This window comes from Serratia sp. FDAARGOS_506 (assembly GCF_003812745.1).
Lineage (GTDB): Bacteria > Pseudomonadota > Gammaproteobacteria > Enterobacterales > Enterobacteriaceae > Serratia.
The window spans coordinates 3,449,118-3,470,675 of record NZ_CP033831.1; the positions used below are offsets into that span (position 1 = coordinate 3,449,118).

Annotated in this window: 20 protein-coding genes; 7 read left to right on the forward strand and 13 right to left on the reverse strand. The window is 60.5% G+C overall.

The annotated features are described in order from the left end of the window. Window positions 1-28: 28 nt before the first annotated feature. Window positions 29-1,072, reverse strand: coding sequence for a spermidine/putrescine ABC transporter substrate-binding protein PotD (gene potD / locus EGY12_RS16785; RefSeq protein WP_123894683.1), 1,044 nt, complete (start codon window positions 1,070-1,072; stop codon window positions 29-31). Window positions 1,073-1,309: 237 nt separating this feature from the next. Here potD and EGY12_RS16790 point away from each other — a divergent pair, with 237 nt between their 5' ends. After that, entirely contained in the window at window positions 1,310-2,020 is a 711-nt protein-coding gene (locus EGY12_RS16790; RefSeq protein ID WP_123894684.1) for a MurR/RpiR family transcriptional regulator, read from the forward strand. 18 nt (window positions 2,021-2,038) lie between these two features. On the opposite strand, the gene EGY12_RS16795 is transcribed toward EGY12_RS16790, so the two are convergent. The 6 genes from EGY12_RS16795 to EGY12_RS16820 form a co-directional block, all read right to left on the reverse strand. Continuing rightward, complete coding sequence (locus EGY12_RS16795) at window positions 2,039-3,424, reverse strand: glycoside hydrolase (RefSeq protein WP_123894685.1); 1,386 nt, start codon at window positions 3,422-3,424, stop codon at window positions 2,039-2,041. 24 nt (window positions 3,425-3,448) lie between these two features. After that, entirely contained in the window at window positions 3,449-5,008 is a 1,560-nt protein-coding gene (locus EGY12_RS16800; protein ID WP_123894686.1) for a PTS transporter subunit EIIC, read from the reverse strand. Between the two features lie 220 nt (window positions 5,009-5,228). After that, entirely contained in the window at window positions 5,229-6,011 is a 783-nt protein-coding gene (gene potC, locus EGY12_RS16805; RefSeq protein WP_123894687.1) for a spermidine/putrescine ABC transporter permease PotC, read from the reverse strand. Continuing rightward, window positions 6,008-6,868, reverse strand: coding sequence for a spermidine/putrescine ABC transporter permease PotB (potB, locus tag EGY12_RS16810; protein ID WP_123894688.1), 861 nt, complete (start codon window positions 6,866-6,868; stop codon window positions 6,008-6,010). Before potB ends, potC begins: the two co-directional genes overlap by 4 nt. Then, the gene (potA, locus tag EGY12_RS16815) at window positions 6,852-7,967 is read right to left on the reverse strand and encodes a spermidine/putrescine ABC transporter ATP-binding protein PotA (RefSeq protein WP_123894689.1); all 1,116 of its coding nucleotides are present in this window, start codon (window positions 7,965-7,967) and stop codon (window positions 6,852-6,854) included. The genes potB and potA overlap by 17 nt, the downstream gene beginning before the upstream one ends. A gap of 25 nt (window positions 7,968-7,992) precedes the next feature. Next, complete coding sequence (locus tag EGY12_RS16820) at window positions 7,993-8,265, reverse strand: hypothetical protein (protein ID WP_123894690.1); 273 nt, start codon at window positions 8,263-8,265, stop codon at window positions 7,993-7,995. 57 nt (window positions 8,266-8,322) lie between these two features. Here EGY12_RS16820 and pepT point away from each other — a divergent pair, with 57 nt between their 5' ends. Together pepT and EGY12_RS16830 are read left to right on the forward strand one after the other, a co-directional pair. Further along, entirely contained in the window at window positions 8,323-9,552 is a 1,230-nt protein-coding gene (pepT, locus tag EGY12_RS16825; RefSeq protein ID WP_123894691.1) for a peptidase T, read from the forward strand. Between the two features lie 90 nt (window positions 9,553-9,642). Beyond that, window positions 9,643-10,731: a malate/lactate/ureidoglycolate dehydrogenase gene (locus EGY12_RS16830; RefSeq protein ID WP_123895619.1), complete on the forward strand. Its 1,089-nt coding sequence runs from the start codon at window positions 9,643-9,645 to the stop codon at window positions 10,729-10,731. A 41-nt stretch (window positions 10,732-10,772) separates the two neighbouring features. Here the strand turns inward: EGY12_RS16830 and EGY12_RS16835 are convergent, their stop codons facing one another. The 3 genes from EGY12_RS16835 to phoP all read right to left on the reverse strand — a co-directional run bounded on the left by EGY12_RS16835 (window position 10,773) and on the right by phoP (window position 14,113). Then, window positions 10,773-11,894 carry a cupin domain-containing protein gene (locus EGY12_RS16835; protein WP_123894692.1) on the reverse strand — a complete coding sequence of 374 codons (1,122 nt, stop codon included), beginning with the start codon at window positions 11,892-11,894 and terminating at the stop codon, window positions 10,773-10,775. Window positions 11,895-11,978: 84 nt separating this feature from the next. Continuing rightward, complete coding sequence (gene phoQ / locus EGY12_RS16840) at window positions 11,979-13,436, reverse strand: two-component system sensor histidine kinase PhoQ (RefSeq protein WP_049202754.1); 1,458 nt, start codon at window positions 13,434-13,436, stop codon at window positions 11,979-11,981. Between the two features lie 5 nt (window positions 13,437-13,441). Continuing rightward, window positions 13,442-14,113, reverse strand: a complete 672-nt coding sequence (gene phoP, locus EGY12_RS16845) for a two-component system response regulator PhoP (protein ID WP_025302513.1) — start codon at window positions 14,111-14,113, stop codon at window positions 13,442-13,444. 377 nt (window positions 14,114-14,490) lie between these two features. On the opposite strand from phoP, the gene EGY12_RS16850 reads away from it, so the two are divergent. Further along, window positions 14,491-15,510, forward strand: a complete 1,020-nt coding sequence (locus EGY12_RS16850; protein ID WP_123894693.1) for an ADP-ribosylglycohydrolase family protein — start codon at window positions 14,491-14,493, stop codon at window positions 15,508-15,510. Window positions 15,511-15,531: 21 nt separating this feature from the next. Here the strand turns inward: EGY12_RS16850 and EGY12_RS16855 are convergent, their stop codons facing one another. Beyond that, window positions 15,532-16,296: a GntR family transcriptional regulator gene (locus tag EGY12_RS16855; protein WP_123894694.1), complete on the reverse strand. Its 765-nt coding sequence runs from the start codon at window positions 16,294-16,296 to the stop codon at window positions 15,532-15,534. Window positions 16,297-16,433: 137 nt separating this feature from the next. Between EGY12_RS16855 and EGY12_RS16860 the strand changes: the two genes are divergently transcribed. From EGY12_RS16860 to EGY12_RS16870, 3 genes are all read left to right on the forward strand, one after another. After that, a complete protein-coding gene (locus EGY12_RS16860; RefSeq protein WP_123894695.1) occupies window positions 16,434-17,948 on the forward strand; it encodes a PLP-dependent aminotransferase family protein in 1,515 nt (504 codons plus the stop codon). Between the two features lie 115 nt (window positions 17,949-18,063). After that, on the forward strand, window positions 18,064-18,516 hold the full coding sequence (locus EGY12_RS16865) for a GNAT family N-acetyltransferase (RefSeq protein WP_123894696.1): 453 nt from the start codon (window positions 18,064-18,066) through the stop codon (window positions 18,514-18,516). 16 nt (window positions 18,517-18,532) lie between these two features. Further along, window positions 18,533-19,237, forward strand: a complete 705-nt coding sequence (locus tag EGY12_RS16870) for a GNAT family N-acetyltransferase (protein WP_123894697.1) — start codon at window positions 18,533-18,535, stop codon at window positions 19,235-19,237. Window positions 19,238-19,285: 48 nt separating this feature from the next. On the opposite strand, the gene purB is transcribed toward EGY12_RS16870, so the two are convergent. Then, window positions 19,286-20,656, reverse strand: coding sequence for an adenylosuccinate lyase (gene purB, locus EGY12_RS16875; RefSeq protein ID WP_033638215.1), 1,371 nt, complete (start codon window positions 20,654-20,656; stop codon window positions 19,286-19,288). Between the two features lie 22 nt (window positions 20,657-20,678). Then, window positions 20,679-21,305 carry a high frequency lysogenization protein HflD gene (gene hflD / locus EGY12_RS16880; RefSeq protein WP_123894698.1) on the reverse strand — a complete coding sequence of 209 codons (627 nt, stop codon included), beginning with the start codon at window positions 21,303-21,305 and terminating at the stop codon, window positions 20,679-20,681. Window positions 21,306-21,558 lie beyond the last annotated feature (253 nt).

Sequence of the window (21,558 nt, forward strand, 5' to 3'; positions counted from 1 at the left end):
GCGCGCCCTGATGGGATGGCGGGGCGTGTTAGCGCCCGGCTTTCAGCTTTTGGAAGTAGCTTTCGTACAGCGTGCTGGCGTCGCCAACGTCGTTTTGCCACTCACCGTGCTCAATCACCGCCTTATCCGGGTAGAGTGACTTGTCGTTGGCGATCTCCGGCGACAGCAGCTTCTTCGCCGCCAGGTTCGGCGTCGGGTAACCGATGGTTTCCGCCACCTGCACCGCGATTTCCGGCCGCAGCAGGAAGTCGATCAGCTTCAGCGCCCCCTCGACGTTGCGCGCGTTGGCCGGAATGGCCAGGCTGTCCATCCAGAAGATCCCACCTTCTTTCGGCCAGACGATCTCCAGCGGCGTGCCGGCCTGGCGCGCCACGAAGGCCGAACCGTTCCACACCATGCCGACGTTGACTTCCCCTTCCATAAACGGGTTACCCGGGTTGTCGGAGTTGAAGGCCAGCACGTTCGGCATCAATTTCTGCAGTTCGTGATAGGCAGCTTCAATCTCTTTCGGGTCGGTGGTGTTGCCGGAATAACCCAGTTTGAGCAGCGCCATCTGAAACACTTCACGCGCGTCGTCGGTCAGCAGCAGGCGTCCCTTGTACTGCGGCTGCCACAGATCGGCCCAGGCAGTAACGGTAGAGGGATCCTGCGCGTCGCTGTTGACGCCGATGGCGGTGGCGCCCCAGATGTAAGGGATGGAATAGTCGTTGTTAGGATCGAACGGCTTGTTCAGCAGGGCAGGATCGAGATCCTTGAAGTGGCTGAGCTTGCTCTTGTCGATCTTTTGCAGCATGCCTTCCTTGCTCATCTTGGCGACGAAGTACGTGGAAGGCACCACCAGATCGTACGCGCCGTCTTTATAGGTCTTCAGCTTGGCGTACATGCTTTCGTTGGATTCATAGGTGGAATAGATCACCTTGATGCCGGTTTCCTTGGTGAACTGCTCCAGCAGCCCCGGCGGGACGTATTCAGTCCAGTTATAGAAATACAGCGTTTTGCCGTCAGAGGCGTTTGCAGAGCAGAAACTCAGCGCCATCATCCCGGCTGCGAGCAGATGTGACCACTTTTTCATGCAGCGTATCCTTCAGCAGTAGTGAGCCGAACCCGTATGGGCAAACCGTTTGGCGGCCGCGCCATACCCCAGAAAGGGGCCATTATAGGGGCCGGGGCGGGGTGGGTAAAGGCGGTTATCCCGCTGGCAAATCAAGGGGTTTGGCGACCTAAAGCGCATCACAATTTAATCGTCTCGCACTGGACAGGCGGTGAAGCGCGTGCGAAACAATAATTTTGGCGAATAACGAGGGCGGCAATGAACTTCAAACAGATCTTCAGCCAGGCAGAGCTCAGCAAGACGGATCTGACGATTTTGCACTGCATTCTCGACAATCCGGACGCCTGCATCGACGACGGCATCCGCGCGGTGTCCGCACGCTGCTACAGTTCCCCTTCAACGCTGGTGCGGCTGGCTAAAAAGCTGGGCTTTCGCGGCTATCTCGAACTGGTCTATTTCATCAAATTCAACCTGGCGATGGCACCGGCCTACCAGGCGGAATGCGCCACGTCGGCGGCGCCGCCGGCCCAGCAGGCGCAGTTTCTCGATCTGCTCGATAGCGGAAAAATCCTGATCCACGGCAGCGGTTTCTCGCAGCTGGTCGCGCAGTACATGTACAACAAGTTTATGACGTTGGGCGTCGACAGTTACCTGTCGCTGTGGCCGGATTTCGATATTCTTGATCGGGAGACACGCTTTCGCTTCGATATGGTGATCGTGATTTCAAAGTCGGGCAACAGCGGTTCGGCGCTGAGCTGGGGGGAGGCGGTGAAGCGCAATCGCATCCTGTTGGCGGCATTTTGCGGCGACGGGAATAGTCCGCTGGCGCAGCAGGCCGACATGACCTTTCTGTTTGAAGATCGGCAAAAATACGATCACGATATCTACTATCCCAATCCGTTTTTCGGCCACTGCCTGTTGGGATTCGAGAATGTGATCACCGCCTGGTTTGAGCGACGCAGCCGCTGATGGCCGCGTCGCGCCGTTTTAGTGCCAGTGCTCGGCATACTGGCGGTGGGCCTGCAGATACTCCTCCACCAGCGTTTTAGCCAGCGAATAGGAGTTGACCAGCGGGTGCACCATCAACGCTTTGATGGCCAGTTGGCGATTGCCGGTCAAAATCGCCGCCACTGCCAGGCGCTCGTACTCTTTCACCTGCGAAATCAGGTTTTTTTGGGTGTCGGGAATATCGCGCATTTTGACCGGCTGAATGCCGGCGCTGTTCAATTCGCAGCTGATTTCGATCACGTCTTCCGGGTGCAAAAAATCGAGCGTGTCGTGGTTTTGCATCGATACCACCACGCGTTTTTGTCGGCCGCTGTTGACTGCCTCCAGAATATCGATCGCCACCCCGGCATAACCGCCGCTGTCAGGCTGTTCGATAAATTGCTGCAGCGTCAGCATCGCGCGCGTTTTCACCTTGTCCTGGTTGGACTCTCGCTGCATGTAGGAGTTTTCGCGCTGCAGGTAATGGCTGAAGTAGACAGAGAAGGCGTGTTCCAACTGGTGGGGGATGTCCAGCTTGCCCAATTCTGACAGCATTTGGCGGTTGATCGCCGCGATTTGTTCGCCGCGGGTCTCGCCGCCCGCGACGATGGCGGCGATCGCCTGCTCACGGTAGTAGTAATAATAGAGATACTCGTTGAGCATCAGGTTGTCCGACAGCGCCACCAGCTCCGGCGAGAAGTACTTCATGCAGGTCTCGCGATACAGGCGTGGATCCGCCAGCAACCGGTCTGTGACCGGTTCACCGTTGACGCGCGCATTGCGGAACCAGGAAAGGTGGTTGAGGCCGAAGCAGTCGACGCTCAGTTCGTCTTCGCGGCAGCCCAGCAGCTCGGCCAGTTCGCGGATAAACTCGCTGGGGGCGTCGCAGATGCCATAGACCCGGCGTTGGAAGCCGGATTTGATGATCGCCTCGGTCACCATGCCGGAAGGGTTGGTGAAGTTGAACAAGACCGCGTTCGGTGAGGAAACCTGTTCGATCAGGCGGCAATAGTCGAGGATCGCCGGAATCGAGCGCATCGCCATGGCGAAGCCGCCGGCGCCGGTGGTTTCTTGCCCGAGCAGCTGGTGATTGAGCGCGATGCGCTCGTCATGAATGCGGCCTTCCTCGCCGCCGATGCGCAGGGTGGTGATGATGTAGTCGGCGCCGGTCAGCGCCTGGCGCGGAGCGCTGCTGAGGCTGAAGGCAATGTCGCCGCGAATGCGCTGGAACACGCCCTGCGCGAGGGCGCCGTAGATCGCCAGATGGCGCTCATCGGTATCCATAAATACCACTTCGGTAATGCCGATGCGGTGGGCGTTATAGGCGATGGATTTGGCGAGGAACGGGGAACGCACGCCGCCGCCGCCAAGAACGGTTAATTTCATTCGATATCTCCCATTAATAATGCGTTAGAGTGCCGCTAAATATTTCTCTACCTGATTTTTGACCTTGCCGACCGTGACGCCGTAAATCACCTGCACTTCACGGCGATTCTTCACCACGCCTTTGGCACCGGTGCTTTTCAACGCGGCTTCATCCACTCGCGCCATATCCTTTAATTCCACCCGCAGCCGGGTAAAACAGTTGTCGACGGAAATAATGTTTTCCTTGCCACCCAGCGCGCGAATAATGATGCCACTTAGTTCGTCCGGGGTATTCTTGCGGTTCTGGTAATCCTGTTTGGAATAGAGTTTGACGTCTTGGTCATCTTCACGGCCCGGCGTTTTCAGATTGAGTTTCAGCACCAGCGTTTTAAACACCAGGTAATACACTGCGAACTGAACCAGACCAATGACCACATATAGCGGCCAACGGGTGAGTGAGACCGGCAGCGGCAGGTTGTAGGCCAGGAACTCAACCAACCCGCTGGCGCCCCAGGGGCGCACCTGGAACAGGTTGCAGGCCACCTGCGACAGCGCGGTCAGCACGGCGTGGATCACCCACAGCAGCGGAGAAATAAACAGGAAAGTGAACTCTATCGGCTCGGTGATACCGACCAGAATTGAGGTGGTGATGGCCGGGATGAGAATCGCCTTGGCCAGCATCTTCTTTTCCGGCTTGGCGGTGTGATAGAAAGCCAATGCCGCCCCCGACAGGCCGAAGATGGTCACCATACCCTGCTGCGAAAAACGCAGCGCTTCGTTCATGAGCGGCGAGATGTTCGGGTCGCGCATATAGGCCAGGAAAATCGCCTGTGAGCCGGAGATGGTCTGCCCGTCTTGCACGATCGAGCCGCCGATGCTGGTGAGCTGGAACGGCGACCAGATAAAGTGGTGCAGCCCGGTGGGGATCAGGAATTTCTCGAAGAAGCCGTAGACGAAGACTCCGAGCGAGCCTGAGCTTTTCATAAAGCCGGTTAGCGCGATCAATCCCTGCGAGATGGCCGGCCACAGGTAGCTGAAGGCGACGGCGTACAGCATGATGATCGGCGTCATGGCGATCAGCACCAGCTTGGCACCGCCATAGACCGAGAACACGCCGTTGAGTTCGACGTTGCACAGGCGGTTGTGCACCCAGGCGATAGTGACGCCGAGGATCAAACCGAGGAAGATACCCATATCCACTACGGTGAAACCCAGCAGTTCCGTTTGCCCGGTGCCGTAATATTCACCGTTGATCTTGGCCGCGACGTGGCCGCTGAGTTGCAGGTAGGACGAATTGGCGCCGAGGAACATGATAAAGCACATCACCGCCACCAGCGCCGCTTCGCTTTTCTTGTCTTTGGCCAGGCCGTAGGTAATGCCGATGCAGAAAATCAGCCCGAGGTTGCCGAATAACGGCCAGAATGTATCGCCGATCATTTTACCGATAGAAAAGACGGTGGAATGTTCATTGATTAATGTCGCGTTGGTAAGAATAGAACTGAGCGCCAGAATCAGACCGATCACCGGCAGGAAAAATATCGGCCCCATCATGGCTTTGGAGAAAAGCTGCAGCTTGCTTAAGATATTATCGATAATACCTTTCATGGCAGTTCCTTTGTTATATTTTAATGGATGACGACGTTGCTGAATAAACTCCCTGGAAGCGAGAAAAAAATAAGGCACCTTGCCTGGGTTCAGTTATAGGGGGAAGTTTTCGCCGCTGCAATCGGCGGCGCGGAAATAGGCACCGATGGTCAGCGGATGACAACCGGTGCCGGTTGTGAAGGGGATCACAACCGGGCGCCGCAGCGCCCGGCGGGAAGGGTTATTCGGCCTTGGGCGAACGATCGCGCATTGCCCACTGGCTGGCGATTACCAGCACCAGCGACAACAGCAGCAAAATGGTGGCCAGCGCGTTGACCTCCGGTGAGACACCGACTTTTACCATCGAGTAGATCTTAAGCGGCAAGATTTCGTAGCTCGGCCCGGTGACGAAGGAGGAGACGACCACGTCGTCCATCGACAGGGTGAAGCTCAGCAGCCAACCGGCCGCCACCGCCGGCATCGCCAGCGGCAGAATGATCTTGCGCAGAATAGTGAACTCGCTTGCGCCGAGATCGCGCGCGGCCTCCAGCATTTTCACGTCGAAGCCTTTCAGTCGCGCGTAGACGGTCACCACTACGAACGGCAGACAGAAGGTGATGTGCGAGAACAGCAGCGACCAGAAGCCGAGCGAAATGCCCAGCAGCATGAACAGCACCAGCAGCGAGATAGCCATCACGATATCCGGCGACATCATCACCACGAATAGCATGCCGCCCACGAACGGTTTACCGCGGAAGCGATAGCGGTACAGCGCTACCGCGGTCAGCGAACCGATCAGCGTGGCGAAGGTGGCAGAGAGTACCGCCATGGTCAGCGAGTGGCCCGCGGCCTGCAGCAGGCTGTCGTTGTTGAGCAACGTGCTGTACCACTTGGTGGTGAACCCTTGCCAGCTGATGCCGAAGCGCGAGGCGTTGAAAGAGTTGACGATCAGGATGACGATCGGGATATACAGGTAAGCGTATACCAGCGTCATAAAGCCGCCGCGCAGCAGGCGTCCGATCATGCCAGATCCTCCTTCTTGTTCAGCAGGCGGGCGACCCGGTAATAGATCAGCAGCAACAGCCCCATCACCAGCGTCAGGCAGATGCTGGTGGCCGCGCCGAATGGCCAGTCGCGGATATTGAGGAACTGGCTTTTAATCACGTTGCCGATCAGCAGATTTTTGGCGCCGCCCATCAGATCGGCGACGAAGAACAGCCCCATCGCCGGCAGCACCACCAGCAGGCAGCCGGCGATAATGCCCGGCATGGTCAGCGGCACGATGATGCGGATAAAGGTCTGTAGCTTGCTGGCACCAAGATCGCGCGCCGCCTCCAGGCAGGACTTATCGAGCTTTTCGATGCTGGAATAGAGTGGCATCACCATAAACGGCAGCAGGATATACACCAGGCCGAGGATCACCGCTTCTGAGGTGTACATGATGCGCAGCGGCTTATCGATGACGCCGATCCACAGCAGCGCGTCGTTGAGATAGCCACGGGTGCTAAGAAACAGCTTCAGGCCGTAGATGCGGATCAGCGAGTTGGTCCAGAAGGGCACGATCAGCAGAAACAGCAGCAGCGGCCGCATCTTCTGCGGCAGGCGAGCCAGGATAAAGGCGAACGGGTAGCCGATCGCCAGGCAGCACAGGGTGGCGATCAGCGCCATGTTCAGTGAGTGCAGCAACACTTGGGCGTACAACGGGTCGAACAAGCGCCGGTAGTTGTCCAGCGTGAACACCATCTGCACCAGGTTGGCGTCGTCACGGGTCAGGAAGCTGGTGCCGATGATCATCAGGTTCGGCATGAACACGAACAGCAGCAGCCAGGCGACGACGCCGGCGATCACCACATTCTGGAAGACTTTACGCGATTTCTTCATCGGCCAGCACCACCTCCCAGCTTTCAACCCAGGTCACCGCCATCTTCTGATTGAGCGAGTGGTCGACGTCCGGATCGTCTTCATTGAAGAACTCGCTGACCATTACCGTCTTGCCGCTCTCCAGCTCAACCACCGACTCCAACGTCATGCCTTTGTAGTTACGCTCGCGCACGTAGCCGATCAGCCCGTCGTGCTGCGCGCTGTCGTTCACTTCTTCTACCCGCAGATCCTCCGGGCGCAGCAGCACCTTCAGCTTTTGGCCCGGTTCCACCGGCAGCTCGGCATAGATGTCGCACTCGCGGCCCTCGACGTTGGCGCGCACCCGCTGCGGATCGAGGCGCTGCAAGACCACTGCATCGAAGATGTTGATCTCGCCGATAAAGCTGGCGACGAACAGATTCTTCGGCTCTTCGTAGATCTCACGCGGCGTGCCGTCCTGCTCGATGCGGCCTTCGCGCATCACCACGATGCGATCCGACATGGTCAGCGCTTCTTCCTGATCGTGGGTGACGAACACGAAGGTGATGCCCAGCTTGCGCTGCAGCGCCTTCAGCTCGTTCTGCATCTGTTTGCGCAACTTGTAGTCCAGCGCCGACAGCGATTCATCCAGCAGCAGCACCTTCGGCTTGTTGACCACTGCGCGGGCGATGGCCACGCGCTGCTGTTGGCCGCCGGAGAGCTGGCCCGGCCGCCGCTTGGCGAACGCATCCAGCTGCACCATGCGCAGCGCCTCTTCGACGCGCGGCGTCAGTTCCGCCGCCGGCACCTTTTGCATGCGCAGGCCAAAGGCGACGTTGTCGAACACCGACATGTGCGGAAACAGGGCATAGCTCTGAAACACGGTGTTGACGTGGCGATGTTCGGCCGGAATGGCGGTGATGTCCTGGCCGTCGAGCACGATGCGGCCCAAATCGGCGTCTTCCAGACCGGCGATCAGGCGCAGTACCGTGGTTTTGCCACAGCCGGAGGGGCCGAGAATGGTGAGGAATTCGCCATGGTTAATCGTCAGGTCGAGATCGGCAATGATGGTTTTGCCATCGAACGCTTTGCTCAGGGCATGCAGTTCAACAAGGGGAGTCAGAGAGGATGTCTCAGTCATTTATCGTATTACTCTATCCCGTGGGCTAATGCAGATAGAACCGCAACTGGAAAAGACTGCCGGAGCTTGCGGGATGCCCGCTGTTCAAATGAAGCTCAAACCAGTTGCGCCAATGGAAATTTTTCGAGCGCGCATGATAGACGCTGAATGCCGGAATTGAAAGCCGATCCGGCCCAGATGCCGCGTTTTTCATCATGATAGCGACAAATGACCCTATGATGACAGTGTTATTCCCCTCAGAAATCATCACAAAGATTAATGATATTGGTGAATTCTGGTTAAAAATGACCTGACGCAATATTTGATCCTGATCGGTTCCGCATAATGAAACGCGATATTCTGAGGGGCCGCTACCATGGACAAATTACTTGACCGCTTTTTCAACTACGTCTCTTTCGACACCCAGTCCAAAGCGAACGTAAAGCATGTGCCGAGCACCGACGGGCAGTTGAAGCTGGCGCGTGCGTTGCAGCAGGAAATGATCGCGCTCGGCTTCGAGCGGGTGTCGCTCAGCGAACACGGCTGCGTGATGGGTACCTGGCCGGGCAACGTCGCCTGGCCGGTACCGGCGGTCGGTTTTATCGCCCATCTGGATACCTCGCCGGATTTCAGCGGCAAACACGTCAATCCGCAGATCGTCGAGAACTATCGCGGCGGCGACATCGCGCTCGGCATCGGCGATGAAGTGCTGTCGCCGGTGATGTTCCCGATCCTGCACCAGATGCTGGGGCAGACCCTGATCACCACCGACGGCAAAACGCTGCTGGGCGCCGACGACAAGGCCGGCATCGCTGAAATCCTCACCGCCATGGTGCGCCTGCGTGCGCGCAAAATCCCACATGGCGACATCCGCGTGGCCTTCACCCCGGACGAGGAGGTGGGCAAGGGGGCGCAGCTGTTCGACGTGGCGGCCTTTAATGCCGAATGGGCCTACACCGTGGACGGCGGCGGCGTCGGCGAGCTGGAGTGCGAGAACTTCAACGCCGCCTCGGTGACGATCAAAATCCTCGGCAACAGCGTGCACCCCGGCAGCGCCAAGGGCGTAATGGTCAACGCGCTGTCGCTGGCCACCCGCATTCATCAGGCGCTGCCGGCGGACGAAACGCCGGAGACCACCGAAGGCTACCAGGGCTTTTATCACCTCAGCAGCATCAAGGGCGGCGTGGAGCGTGCCGAAATGCACTATATCCTGCGCGACTTCGAGCGCGAGGGGTTTGAAGCGCGCAAACGCAAGATGGTGGACATTGCCCGCGAGGTCGGCAAAGGCTTGCCGCGCGATTGCTATATCGAAGTGAGCATCGAAGACAGCTATTACAACATGCGCGAACAGGTGGCGGAGCACCCGCACGTGATCGCGCTGGCGCAGCAGGCGATGCGCGACTGCGACATCGAACCGGTGATGAAGCCGATCCGCGGCGGTACCGACGGCGCGCAGCTGTCGTTCCGTGGCCTGCCGTGTCCGAACCTGTTCACCGGTGGCTACAACTACCACGGAAAGCACGAATTCGTGACGCTGGAAGGCATGGAGCAAGCGGTGGCGGTGATCATGCGCATCGCGGCGCTGGCCGCCGAGCGAGCGCGGTAAACAAGACGCTTGCGATCGGCATAATCGCTTGCCGTAACAAGGCGTTGCTCATAGTGTGGAAGCCTATTCCCCACGCATAAGGACCGCATGATGAGCACCGAATACCGTATCGCCAGCTCGCATTTGGCGCAGTTCGTTCAGGCGATTTGGCGCCAGGCCGGCAGCACGGCGCGTGAAGCCGAGTTGGTGGCCGATCATCTGGTGCAGGCCAATCTGGCCGGGCACGACTCGCACGGCGTCGGCATGATCCCCAGCTACATGGCGTCGTTGGCGCAGGGGCAATTACAGCTCAATCAACATGCCGAAGTGGTGCGCGACGCCGGCGCGGTGCTGACGCTCGACGGTGCGCGCGGCTTCGGTCAGGTGGTGGCCAGCGAAGCGATGGCGCTGGGCATTGAGCGCGCCGGCAAGCTGGGCCTGGCTGCGGTGGCGCTGCACAACGGACACCATATCGGCCGCATCGGCCATTGGGCGGAGCAGTGTGCCCGCGCCGGTTTTATTTCGATTCACTTCGTCAACGTAGTGGGCGATCCGATGGTGGCGCCGTTCGGCGGCAGCGATCGCCGCTTCGGCACCAACCCGTTCTGCGCCATTTTCCCGCGGCCGGGCCGCACGCCGCTGCTGTTGGATTTTGCCACCAGCGGCATCGCCTTCGGCAAGACCCGGGTGGCCTATAACAAAGGGCTGTCGGTGGCGCCGGGCTATCTGATCGACGAACACGGGCAGCCGACCATCGAACCGAAGGTGATGCATGAAGCGCCGTTCGGTTCGCTGCTGCCGTTCGGCTTGCACAAAGGCTATGCGCTGGCGGCGATGTGCGAGATCCTCGGCGGCGCGCTCTCCGGCGGCCGCACCACCCACGACGCCACGCTGAAAGCCGACAGCGATGCAATCTTCAACTGCATGACGACCCTGATCCTCGATCCTCAAGCCTTCGACGCCCCGCAAATGCAGGCCGAGGCCGAAGCCTTTATCGGCTGGGTGAAAGCGTCGCCGCCGAGCGGCGAACAGCCGATCGCCGTCCCGGGAGAGTGGGAAGAGGCCAACCGCGCGGCGCGGCGGGAGCGGGGCATCCCGATCGATGCCACTACCTGGCAGCAGATTGGCGCGGCGGCGGAGCTGGCGGGCATGGCGGCGGGGGAACTGGCGGATTACCGCGCGCAGGCGCGCCAGGCATAAAAAAAGCCACCCGACAGGGTGGCTTGTTCGTGTGACGGCAATCAGTCGTTAAAGTACCAATACCCGCTGTTGACCAGCGCGGTCAGCAGCGCCAGGAACGACGGATCGTCCACCGCCTCGCCGAGCAGGGCGGCGTCGACGCTGAAGTTTTGGCATAGGGCGTCTGCGGCCTGCAGCTGGTCGGTGTCGATCAGCTCGCCGTTGACGAAGCAGCGATCGCCGACGCGCAGCACGCGCAACCCGCCCAGGCGTTGCAGTGCTTCACCCTGTTGCAGCAGCTCGTAGATTTCCCCGGCCTGATAAGGCGGCTCCGGCGGTGCCAGATCCAGCTCGTGGCGCGACTGGGAGATGAACTCGCCGAACCAGTGCTGGAAGTGTTCCGGCTGTTGCACCAGATCCAGCATCATCTGCCGCAAGGCGTCCACTTCCTGCGGCAGGATCTCCGCCGGGTGTTCGCGCAGTTTAACGTCCGGGTCGCCGTAGCGCTTGCTGCCCAGTTCGCGCGCCAGCACGTAGTCGGCGAAGCCACTCACCAGCTCGCGGCCGTTCGGCGCGCGGAAGCCCACCGAGTAGTTGAGCGCGTTTTCCAGCGCGTAGCCTTCGTGCGGGAAGCCCGGCGGAATGTAGAGAATGTCGCCCGGCTCCATCTCTTCGTCGATGATGGCGTCGAACGGCTCTACCTGCAGCAGATCCGGATGCGGGCAGTGTTGTTTCAGCGGCGTTTTTTCCCCGACGCGCCAGCGGCGGCGGCCGGTGCCCTGAATGATGAACACGTCGTACTGATCGAGATGCGGGCCGACGCCGCCGCCCGGGACCGAGAAGGAGATCATCAGGTCATCCATCCGCCAGTCCGGTAGCTGGCGGAACGGGCGCATCAGCGCTGCGGAAGGCTCATGCCAGTGGTCCACCGCCTGCACCAGCAGCGACCAGTTGTTTTCGCTCAGGTGGTCGAAGCTTTCGAAGGGGCCGTGCGCGACCTGCCAACGGCCGTCCTGATGGCTGACCAGGCGGCTGTCCACTTCGTTTTCCATCGCCAGCCCGGCCAGCTCATCCGGGGAGATCGGATCGATAAAGTTTTTGAAGCCGCGCTTCAGAATCACCGGACGCTTTTGCCAATAACGTTGCAAAAAATCGTTCCAGTCCAGGTCTAATTGATAATCCATGTTCTATTCCAGGATAGAGGAGTGAGCCTGAGTGCGATTATAACGGAAGTTTGGCCCCGTGGATCGGGGCCACAGAGGCATAATTTACTCGTTGTGGTGGGTGTCGTGCTGGCGGGCGAAGGTGACCTGCATGCGCGCGCCGCCGAGCGGGCTGTCGCTGATGACGATTTCGCCGTCGTACTGCTCGATGATCTCCGCCGCCACCGACAGACCCAGACCCTGGCCGGGGCGCAGGGTGTCCACCCGCTGGCCGCGCTGAAAGATCAGCTGGCGCTTGCTTTCCGGGATCCCCGGGCCGTCGTCGTCGATGACGATGGTGAGGTTTTTCTCGGAGTGCAGCGAGGTGATCTCAACGAACTCCAAACAGTATTTGCAGGCGTTTTCCAACACGTTGCCCATCACTTCCATAAAGTCGTTCTTCTCGCCCATAAAGGTCACCTCTGGCGAGATGTCCAGCGTGATCACTACCCCTTTGCGCTGATAAACCTTGTTCAGCGCCACCACCAGGCTGTCGAGCAGCGCCGGCACCGAGTGGATCTCGCGCGTCAGCACCGTCTGGCCGGAGTTGATGCTGGCCCGGTGCAGGTAGTAACCGATCTGCTGTGAGATGCGCCCGATCTGATCCAGCATGATTGGCTCGGCTTCTTCGATCGTGGTCTGCTTGCCGCTGCGCAGCGAACGCAAGGTACTTTGCAGCACCGCCAGCGGCGTTTTCAGGCTATGGGTCAGATCCGACAGGGTGGTGCGATACTTGGTGTAGCGCTGGCGTTCATTACGCACCAGAATGTTCAGATTGCGCACCAGCCCGCGCAGCTCGCTGGGCGGGTTCTCGTCGAGCTGATCGCGTTCGCCGTTCTCCAGCTCGCCCACCTGATTGACCAGCGCCTTGATCGGCCGCAGGCTCCAGTAGGCCGCCAGCCACAGCAGCGGTACCACCAGCAGCAGGTTGGCCAACAGCACGTAGCTGAACCACTCCCACACCACGTCGGATCGCTGCAATTCCTGCGGAATGCTGTCGACCACCACGATGGTCAGAGCAGGCAGCCGAGGCGTGGCGGCATAGGTGTTGACCGCCACCGAGTGGGTCAACGCGTTCTGATCGGTATCGTCGTAATTTTTCAGCTGGTTCTGCGCCTTGGGGTTGTCCCCCAGCACTTCGCTACTGACGCGGGTGTCGGTGTCGATTTCGTAGAAGCCGGACTCCTCCAGCCACTCCTTGTTGATCAGCTTCTCCAGCTCCGGCACTTTGCGCTGGCTCCACAGCAGGTTGCCTTTATCGTCGTAGATAAATACCAGCGTCGGGAAGTTGAGATCGATATCGGGGGGAATGGCAATGGTGAGCTTGTTGTCTTTCCACTGCGCCAGGCTGAAGAACAGGTTGCTCTCGCCGCGCAGCAGGCGGAAGGCGGTCTTGTCGAAGCTGACGATGTAACCGACGACCGCCACCAAACCGTAAGAGAGCGACAGCGCCAGGATCACCCCGGCGGTCGCCATCAGGAAGCGGGCGCGCAGCGAAAACGGTTTTTTATTCTTGTTGAACATCATGTTCACTTCGCGTCAAAACGATAGCCCTGGCCACGTACCGTGGTGATCACTTCATGCGGGTATTCCGCCTGCACTTTCTTACGCAAGCGGCCCATCAGCACGTCGATGGTGTGGCTTTCGCGCAGTTCGGCGTCTGGGTAGAGCTGCAGCATCAACGAATCCTTGCTCACCACTTTGCCTGCGTTGCGGATTAGGGTCTCGATGATGGTGTATTCAAAAGCGGTCAGCTTGATCTGCCGATCGTTAACGCTCAACTCGCGGCGCGACAGATCGATCTGGAACGGCGGCAGCACGATCACCTGGGAGGCCAGGCCGCTGTTGCGGCGCATCAGCGCCTGCATGCGGGCGATCACTTCTTCCAGGTGGAACGGCTTGGTGACATAGTCGTCGGCGCCGGCTTCCAGCACCGCCACTTTGTCCTGCCAGCTTTCACGGGCGGTCAGCACCAGGATCGGCAGTTTGGTCTGGTGCGCGCGCCAGCGGCGGATCAGGCTCAGGCCGTCTTCACCCGGCAGGCCAAGATCGACGATGGCGATATCCGGCGCGTGTTCCTGCAGGAAGTAATCGGCTTCCTTGGCGTCTTCGGCCGCGTCGACCTGATGGCCCATCTCGCGCATCTGAACGGAAAGGTGGTGGCGCAGCAAACCATTATCTTCAACAACCAGTACTCGCATGGCGAACTCCTGTGACTATGCGGGTGAATGTCCTGTCACCCACGCGATAAAAGGGAACACGCTCTGCGGCGTGTCAGGGGATAACGCGGCCACCTGAACCATTTTGGCAAAAAATGCTGAGGTTATGGTAGGTATAACCCGCTCGGCCCGCAAGGGAGCCGTAGCAATGTATTAAAATAAGCGTTATCAATTTGTTCGCCGACATTATCGGCAAGCTCTGATAAACGTCGGATAAACAGCGGCGGGGCAACATTAAACGCAACTTAAACACGTCGGGCATTGCCGGCAGGCGGGAGGGCGGATCGGATCGCTTGAAAAGCTTTAAAGGTACTAATAAGGTATTATTGATGTATCGGCACACTTTTCAGGAGCGACGGATGAAGCAGTTAACCCAGGCAGAACGCATCGCGGGCGCACTTTACGGGCAGATGCTGGGCGACGCGCTCGGCATGCCTTCCGAGCTGTGGCCGCGCGAGCGGGTTAAGCGCCACTTCGGCTGGATAGACGGCTTTCTCGATGGGCCGAAGGAGAACACCGCCGCCTGCTACTTCACGGCCGGGCAATATACCGACGACACCGCGATGGCGTTGGCGCTGGCCGATGCGCTGCTGGAAGCGGAAGGCGAGGTGGTGCCGGAGTTGATCGCCCGCAACGTGATCCGCTGGGTAGACAGTTTTGACGCTTTCAACAAGAACATTCTCGGCCCCAGTTCCAAACTGGCGTTGAGCGAACAGAAAGCGGGGACGCCGATCGCCGAGTTGGAAAACAACGGTATCACCAACGGTGCGGCGATGCGCATTTCACCTTTGGGCTGCGTGCTGCCGTCCGCGCCGCTGGAGGATTTCTGCCGGCAGGTGTGGCTGGCCTCCAGCCCGACGCACAAATCCGACATCGCCGTCGCCGGTGCAGTGGCAATTGCCTGGGCTGTCGCGCGGGCGGTGGAGGGGGCGGACTGGGCCTCGATTCGCCTGGCGTTGCCGGGGGTGGCGGAATATGCCCAGCGTCGGCAGGAAACGACGTTCAGCCCTTCGCTGGCGGCGCGCATCGAGCTGGCGTTTCAGGTGGTGGATGAAGCCACCGACACCGAGCAGGCCTCCGAACGGGTGTACCAGCTGATCGGCGCCGGGGTGAGCACCATCGAGTCGGTGCCGGCGGCGCTGGCGATGGTGCAGCTGGCGCAAACCGACCCGACCCGTTGCGCGGTGCTGTGCGCCAACCTGGGCGGCGACACCGACACCATCGGCGCGATGGCCACCGCGATTTGCGGCGCGCTGCACGGCGCAGAAGCGATCGAACCCGGTCTGCTGGCGGAGTTAAAACGGGTAAATTCGCTGGATATCGAGGCTTATGTTCAGGCGTTCGCGCGTTTTCGCCGCCGCCGTCAGGGCGAGGCGTGAGCCGCCGCGTGACGCAACGGGTCAGCTTTCGCTGGTAAATTCGTACATGTCGCTGCGGCAGAAGCTTTCGCTGTATTCGATCGGCTTTTTATGGTGGTCGAACAGCGTCTGGCGCACGATCAGCAGCGGCATCGGCTCCGAGAGCCGCAGCGCCTGACGGATATCGTCGTCGGCCATCGCCGCGCTGACCTGGCTGCGCAGCGATCCCATCTCCACCTTATTACGCCGGAAGTAGTCGTACAGCGAAATGCCGATCTCGTCGACGTTGGCAATCGCCGTCGCCACCACGTAGGACACCGCCACCGACATTGGCCGCTGATCGATCAAGTGGATGCGTTTGAGTTTGTAGATCGGCGTACCGGCCGCCAGTTGGAGCTTTTCAGCCAGCTCAGCGCCGGCGGGCATCCGTTCACGGCTAATCCACTGCGTGTCCGGCCGGCGCCCTTGCTGTATCACCTCGCGCGAGAATCCTTTGACGTCTGCCAATGAATAGAACAGCTTCGGCTCGGGCCGTTGCGATTGGATAAAGGTGCCGTAACCGCGCGAACGGCCGATGATGCCGTCTTGCTCGAGGCAGGCCAGCGCTTTGCGCACCGTGATGCGCGAGATGCCGAGCCGTTCAGTGAACAGGCGCTCGCTGGGCAAAAAATCCCCCGAATTCAGCAACCCCTGTTCGATGGCCTGGCGCACCGAGGCGTTGAAGCGCAAATACAGTGGCATCGCGCCCGCGCTGGCCAGATCCTGCTGCAGTTTGTCCAGCAGACGCTGGTTGGTCTCCTTGCTCATAGCCGACGGAAGTCCTGTAGCCGCAATGCGATGGCTTATTTAAGGGGATTTCGCCGGGCAGCGCAACTGCCGCCGCCGCCGGGGTGAAATGAGGTAGAGTAGTGCGTCGGCCCCAGAGCCAGGAGAAACAATTCCCCATGAGCGACACCCCAAGACACGCGGACGACGCGGCGATCCTGTCCGCCTTCGCGCAGCAGCGCCGGCAAGGCCTGACCCGGCGTTCGGCGCTGCATCAGGCCCTGTTGCAACTGATTGCCGCCGGAGAACTGCCCTGGCGGACGAAGCTGCCGCCAAGCCGTGCGTTGGCGGCCCGGCTGGCGGTGGCGCGCGACACGGTGGAACAGACCTACGCGCGGCTGGAGGCGGAAGGGTTCATCAGCCGAACGGTGGGGCGCGGCAGCTTTGTGCGCTATCGCTGCGACACGCTGCTCGGCCGTGAACTGCTGGCGACGGCGACGGGGCAAGAAGCGCGGCTGGCGGAGCGCGAGCTGAGCGATCGTGGCCGGGCGCTGTTGGCGGTCAGCCATACGCCGCACACCAGCCGTCAGGCTTCGTTAACGCCTTCGCTGGCGGATCTGCGGGCGTTTCCCATCGACCAGTGGCTGCAGCGGGAGAAACAGGCGCTGCGGCAGCACGGCGAGCGGCTGTTGGGGTATGCCGATCCGCAAGGGTTGCCGGAGCTGCGTGCGGAAATCGCGCACTACTTGCAGCGGGAGCGGGGCGTCAAGGCGACGGCGGAGCAGGTGATCGTAGTGACCAGCTCTCAGCAGGCGCTGGCGCTGTGTACCCAGGTGCTGTTCGATCCCGGCGATGCGGTATTCGTCGAAGAACCGGGTTACCAGGGGGCGAAGAAGCTGGTGCAGTCGGCGGGTCTGCAGGCGCGGCCGATCGGCATCGACGAGCAGGGGCTGGACGTCGGGCAACTGATGCAGGCCTCGGGCGGCGGACGGGGCGTTTACATCACGCCGTCCCATCACTATCCGCTGGGGTATTCGCTGAGCCTCGATCGGCGGCTGGCGCTGTTGCAGTGGGCGCAGCGCAGGCGGGCCTGGATCATCGAAGACGATTACGACGCCGAGTTCAACTACGATCGGCAAACCAAGGCGGCGCTGCAGGGGCTGGACGGCGACGGGCGTACGCTGTACATCGGCACCTTCAGCAAGACGCTGTTTCCGGGGCTGCGCATCGGTTTTATGATCGCGCCGTCGCAGTTGGTGCGGCCATTGGTCGCCGCCAGGCAGTTTCAGGATGGCTACACGTCGGCGCTGGCGCAGATGACGCTGTTCCACTTCCTGCATGAGGGCGGCTATGCCGAGCATCTGCGCAATATGCGCACGCTGTACAAGGCGCGGCTGGACGTGCTGTACGACGCGGTGCATCGTCACCTGGCGGCCTGGACGCGTCCGGCGCTGCCGCAGGGCGGGCTGCAGCTGGTTTGCCCGTTGGCGGATGCGGCGACGGAACGGCGGCTGGTGGCGGCCGCCGCCGAACGGGGGATTCGGCTGTACGGCCTGGCGGACTTCTACACCGGCACGCCGCAGCGCGGGGCGTTGGTGTTCGGCTTCTCGGCCTATGCGCCGGATGAGATCGTGCGTTTTATCGCTACGCTGGCGCAGGTGTTCAGTGCGCTGCCGGTGGCAAGCGACGGTTAAAATTGGTCTGCTCTGCGTTTTGAATTGGTCCGTATTGCACCGCCGCCACGCGGTGTATTCTGCCGCTATCCGATTATTTCCCTAATGGAAATAATATCTTACTCCGTGAGGCGCTATGAACCCATCAAACCCTGAAGTGACTATCCGCAGAATCAATGGCGACGACAAAGCGCAATGGTTGGCGCTGTGGCAGGGCTATCTCGATTTTTACCGCGCCGACGTGGCGCCGCAGGTGACCGATTGCACCTTCGAACGCCTGGGGCAGGATGAACAGGTGTACGGGCTGGTGGCGGAGGATGCCGAGGGCCGGCTGTTGGGGTTGATGAACCTGGTGTTCCACCCGTCCACCTGGAGCGCGGTCGGCTATTGTTATATCGAAGATCTCTATGTCTCGCCGCAGGCGCGCGGCCACAAAGTGTCGGAAAAGTTGTTCGAACAGGCGTACCGATTGGCAGAGACTCGCGGTAGCGATCGGGTCTACTGGATGACCCAGGAGTACAACGCGCCGGCGCGCTCGCTGTACGACAAAATCGGCAGAAGAAGCTCGTTTATCGTTTATTCCCGTTAATCGCAGGAGGGCGTTTATGGCAATGAATCGTTATGGTCAGCCGGTCGGGGAACCGATGCCGGATTGGCAGCCGGCTCGCCGCCCCGGCGGCGCGACGCTCGGCGGGCGTTTCTGCTCGCTGGCGCCGCTCGAGCCGCAGCGGGATTACGCTGCGCTGTTTGAGGCGTTTCAACTGGCGCCAGACGGCCGCGACTGGACCTATCTGTCCATCGAACGGCCTGATACGCCGGCGGCGATGCTGCAACATCTGGAGACGCTGCAGGCCAACCCGGCGCTGGTCAATCTGACGGTGTTCGACGCCGCCAGCGACGCGCCGGTGGGCACGGTGGCGCTGATGCGCATCGACGAGGCCAACGGCGTGCTGGAGATCGGCCACGTCAGCTGGTCGCCGTTGATGAAACAGCGCTCCAGCGCCACCGAAGCTATCGCGCTGCTGTTGCGCTACGCCTTCGACACGCTGGGCTACCGCCGCTGCGAGTGGAAGTGCGACAGCCATAACGCGCCATCCCGCCAGGCTGCGCTGCGCTTTGGTTTTCGCTACGAGGGTAACTTCCGCTTCGCGGTGATCGTCAAGGGGCGCAGCCGGGATACCGACTGGTTCGCCATCACCGCCGACCATTGGCCTGCGGTGCGGCAGGCGCTGGCGCGCTGGCTGAGCGCGGATAACTTCGATGCGCAGGGGCGACAGATAGCCAGGCTGCAGGTATTGCGTGGTGAATAATAAGCAAAAAGGCGGCCCTGGGGCCGCCTTTTTATCGGGCTAGCGCGCTTACTTCAGCTCGTCGACCATGGTGGTGGCGCGGCCGATGTAGTTGGCCGGGGTCATCGCCTTCAGACGGGTTTTCTCTTCTTCCGGCAGCGCCAGGCCATCGATGAACGCCTGCATGCCGGCGGCGTCCACGCGTTTGCCGCGAGTCAGCTCTTTCAGCTTCTCGTATGGCTTCTCGATACCGTAGCGGCGCATCACGGTCTGGATCGGCTCGGCCAGCACTTCCCAGTTGTGATCCAGTTCGTCCAGCAGGTGCGCCTGATTCACTTCCAGCTTGCTGATGCCTTTCAGGGTGGCCTGATAGGCGATCAGCGCGTAGCCCAGGCCCACGCCCAGGTTACGCAGCACGGTGGAGTCGGTCAGGTCGCGCTGCCAGCGGGAAACCGGCAGTTTACCCGCCAGGTGGCCCAGCACGGCATTGGCCAGGCCCAGGTTGCCTTCGGAGTTTTCGAAGTCGATCGGGTTGACCTTGTGCGGCATGGTGGAAGAGCCGATTTCGCCGGCGATGGTCTTCTGCTTGAAGTGGTTCAGGGCGATGTAGCCCCAGATGTCGCGGTCGAAGTCGATCAGAATGGTGTTGAAACGCGCTACGCAGTCGAACAGTTCGGCGATGTAGTCATGCGGCTCGATCTGGGTGGTGTACGGGTTCCAGGTGATGCCGAGCGAGGTCACGAACGCCTCGCTGAACTGGTGCCAGTCCACTTCCGGGTAAGCGACGATGTGGGCGTTGTAGTTGCCGACCGCGCCGTTGATTTTACCCATGATCTCCACGCGCTCCAGCTGGCGGTACTGGCGCTCCATGCGGTAAGCCACGTTGGCGAACTCTTTACCGACGGTCGACGGGGTCGCCGGCTGGCCGTGGGTGCGCGACAGCAGCGGGATATCGCGATATTCCAGCGCCAGCCCTTTCAGCGCGTCGATGATCTTGCGCCAGTAAGGCAGCACTACGTCCTGACGGGCGCTTTGCAGCATCAGCGCGTGTGACAGGTTGTTGATGTCTTCGGAGGTGCAGGCGAAGTGGATGAACTCGGACACCGCGTGCAGCGCAGGCACCGCCGCCACTTTTTCCTTCAGGAAATACTCGACCGCTTTCACGTCGTGGTTGGTGGTGCGCTCAATGGTTTTGATGCGCTGAGCGTCTTCTTCGTTGAATTCCGCGACGATTTTGTCGAGGAAAGCGTTTGCGTCGGCGTCAAAAGCGGGAACTTCCTTGATTTCTGCGCAGGCTGCCAGTTTTTGCAGCCAACGTACTTCAACCTGTACGCGGAATTTCAGCAGACCGTATTCGCTGAAAATGGGACGCAGTGCGCTGACTTTATCACCGTAGCGTCCATCAACGGGGGAAACGGCGGTCAGTGAGGATAATTCCATCGGTAGCAACTCCTGGGATCGATTAACAATGAGCAACGATATTTTGCGCCTGCTTGAACAGACGATTACGGGAAAACATTAACTGCAGGCGGCTGCCGCCGACCTGTTGCCACAACACGGCGGCGCGAATGCCGGCCAGCAGCGTGGCGCGAACCTTGGCCTGCACCTGCGGGTTCTGCAAGATTGCCGGCGAGCCAGTCACCTGGATACGCGGCCCGAGCGGGCTGACCACGTCGACGTAAATGCCGGCCAGCGCGCTGATGATGGTGTCCGACTCCAGGTCGAAATGCGCGAGCTGGCGCTCAAGCTGGCCGAGGCGTTCGCCGAGCGTGTTCATCGCCTGTTTGTTGGCGTTGAGCTTGCGCTCCAGCACCATCAGGCTGATGGTGTAGCGGGTCAGTTCCGCTCCCGGCCCTTTGTTGTTGGCGTTAAGCACGCCCATCAGGGTTTCGAGGCCGACCATCAAATTGCGTTCTTCACCGCCGAACACCGCCAGCGTGGAGGGCGGGTCCATCTGCAGCAGGCTTTTCAGCGAGGTTTGAAAGGCGTCGCGGTTGCATTGCCCTTCATGGGCCAACTGCTGAACCAAACGCGCCGCCTGGCTGATACCCGCTATGGCCAGCGTGATGTCATAATAATTCTTCGCCACGATTACTCCTGTAAACGCTGTAAACGGTACATGGCTTATTGCATAAGGTTGTGTGTATCGCAGGGGTAACGGCGGCGGCCGCGAACGGTAACGATCGGGCGTGGCTGTAACAACGATGACAACGAATGCCGCGGATCATGCCACAAAATCGAGGGTAAACCCAGCGTCTAATACGCCCGTAACGAGGCGGATGCGCCGTGCGGCGCAGAACTGTGCAAATAGGCGGCGAAAATCGCCGGTGAGGCGGCGCGAA

Bases quoted from the DNA above. Each gene is read 5' to 3' on its own strand.
- potD (WP_123894683.1), bottom strand. From the start codon at position 1,072: ATGAAAAAGTGGTCACATCTGCTCGCAGCCGGGATGATGGCGCTGAGT.
- EGY12_RS16790 (WP_123894684.1), top strand. From the start codon at position 1,310: ATGAACTTCAAACAGATCTTCAGCCAGGCAGAGCTCAGCAAGACGGAT.
- EGY12_RS16795 (WP_123894685.1), bottom strand. From the start codon at position 3,424: ATGAAATTAACCGTTCTTGGCGGCGGCGGCGTGCGTTCCCCGTTCCTC.
- EGY12_RS16800 (WP_123894686.1), bottom strand. From the start codon at position 5,008: ATGAAAGGTATTATCGATAATATCTTAAGCAAGCTGCAGCTTTTCTCC.
- potC (WP_123894687.1), bottom strand. From the start codon at position 6,011: ATGATCGGACGCCTGCTGCGCGGCGGCTTTATGACGCTGGTATACGCT.
- potB (WP_123894688.1), bottom strand. From the start codon at position 6,868: ATGAAGAAATCGCGTAAAGTCTTCCAGAATGTGGTGATCGCCGGCGTC.
- potA (WP_123894689.1), bottom strand. From the start codon at position 7,967: ATGACTGAGACATCCTCTCTGACTCCCCTTGTTGAACTGCATGCCCTG.
- pepT (WP_123894691.1), top strand. From the start codon at position 8,323: ATGGACAAATTACTTGACCGCTTTTTCAACTACGTCTCTTTCGACACC.
- EGY12_RS16830 (WP_123895619.1), top strand. From the start codon at position 9,643: ATGAGCACCGAATACCGTATCGCCAGCTCGCATTTGGCGCAGTTCGTT.
- EGY12_RS16835 (WP_123894692.1), bottom strand. From the start codon at position 11,894: ATGGATTATCAATTAGACCTGGACTGGAACGATTTTTTGCAACGTTAT.
- phoQ (WP_049202754.1), bottom strand. From the start codon at position 13,436: ATGTTCAACAAGAATAAAAAACCGTTTTCGCTGCGCGCCCGCTTCCTG.
- phoP (WP_025302513.1), bottom strand. From the start codon at position 14,113: ATGCGAGTACTGGTTGTTGAAGATAATGGTTTGCTGCGCCACCACCTT.
- EGY12_RS16850 (WP_123894693.1), top strand. From the start codon at position 14,491: ATGAAGCAGTTAACCCAGGCAGAACGCATCGCGGGCGCACTTTACGGG.
- EGY12_RS16855 (WP_123894694.1), bottom strand. From the start codon at position 16,296: ATGAGCAAGGAGACCAACCAGCGTCTGCTGGACAAACTGCAGCAGGAT.
- EGY12_RS16860 (WP_123894695.1), top strand. From the start codon at position 16,434: ATGAGCGACACCCCAAGACACGCGGACGACGCGGCGATCCTGTCCGCC.
- EGY12_RS16865 (WP_123894696.1), top strand. From the start codon at position 18,064: ATGAACCCATCAAACCCTGAAGTGACTATCCGCAGAATCAATGGCGAC.
- EGY12_RS16870 (WP_123894697.1), top strand. From the start codon at position 18,533: ATGGCAATGAATCGTTATGGTCAGCCGGTCGGGGAACCGATGCCGGAT.
- purB (WP_033638215.1), bottom strand. From the start codon at position 20,656: ATGGAATTATCCTCACTGACCGCCGTTTCCCCCGTTGATGGACGCTAC.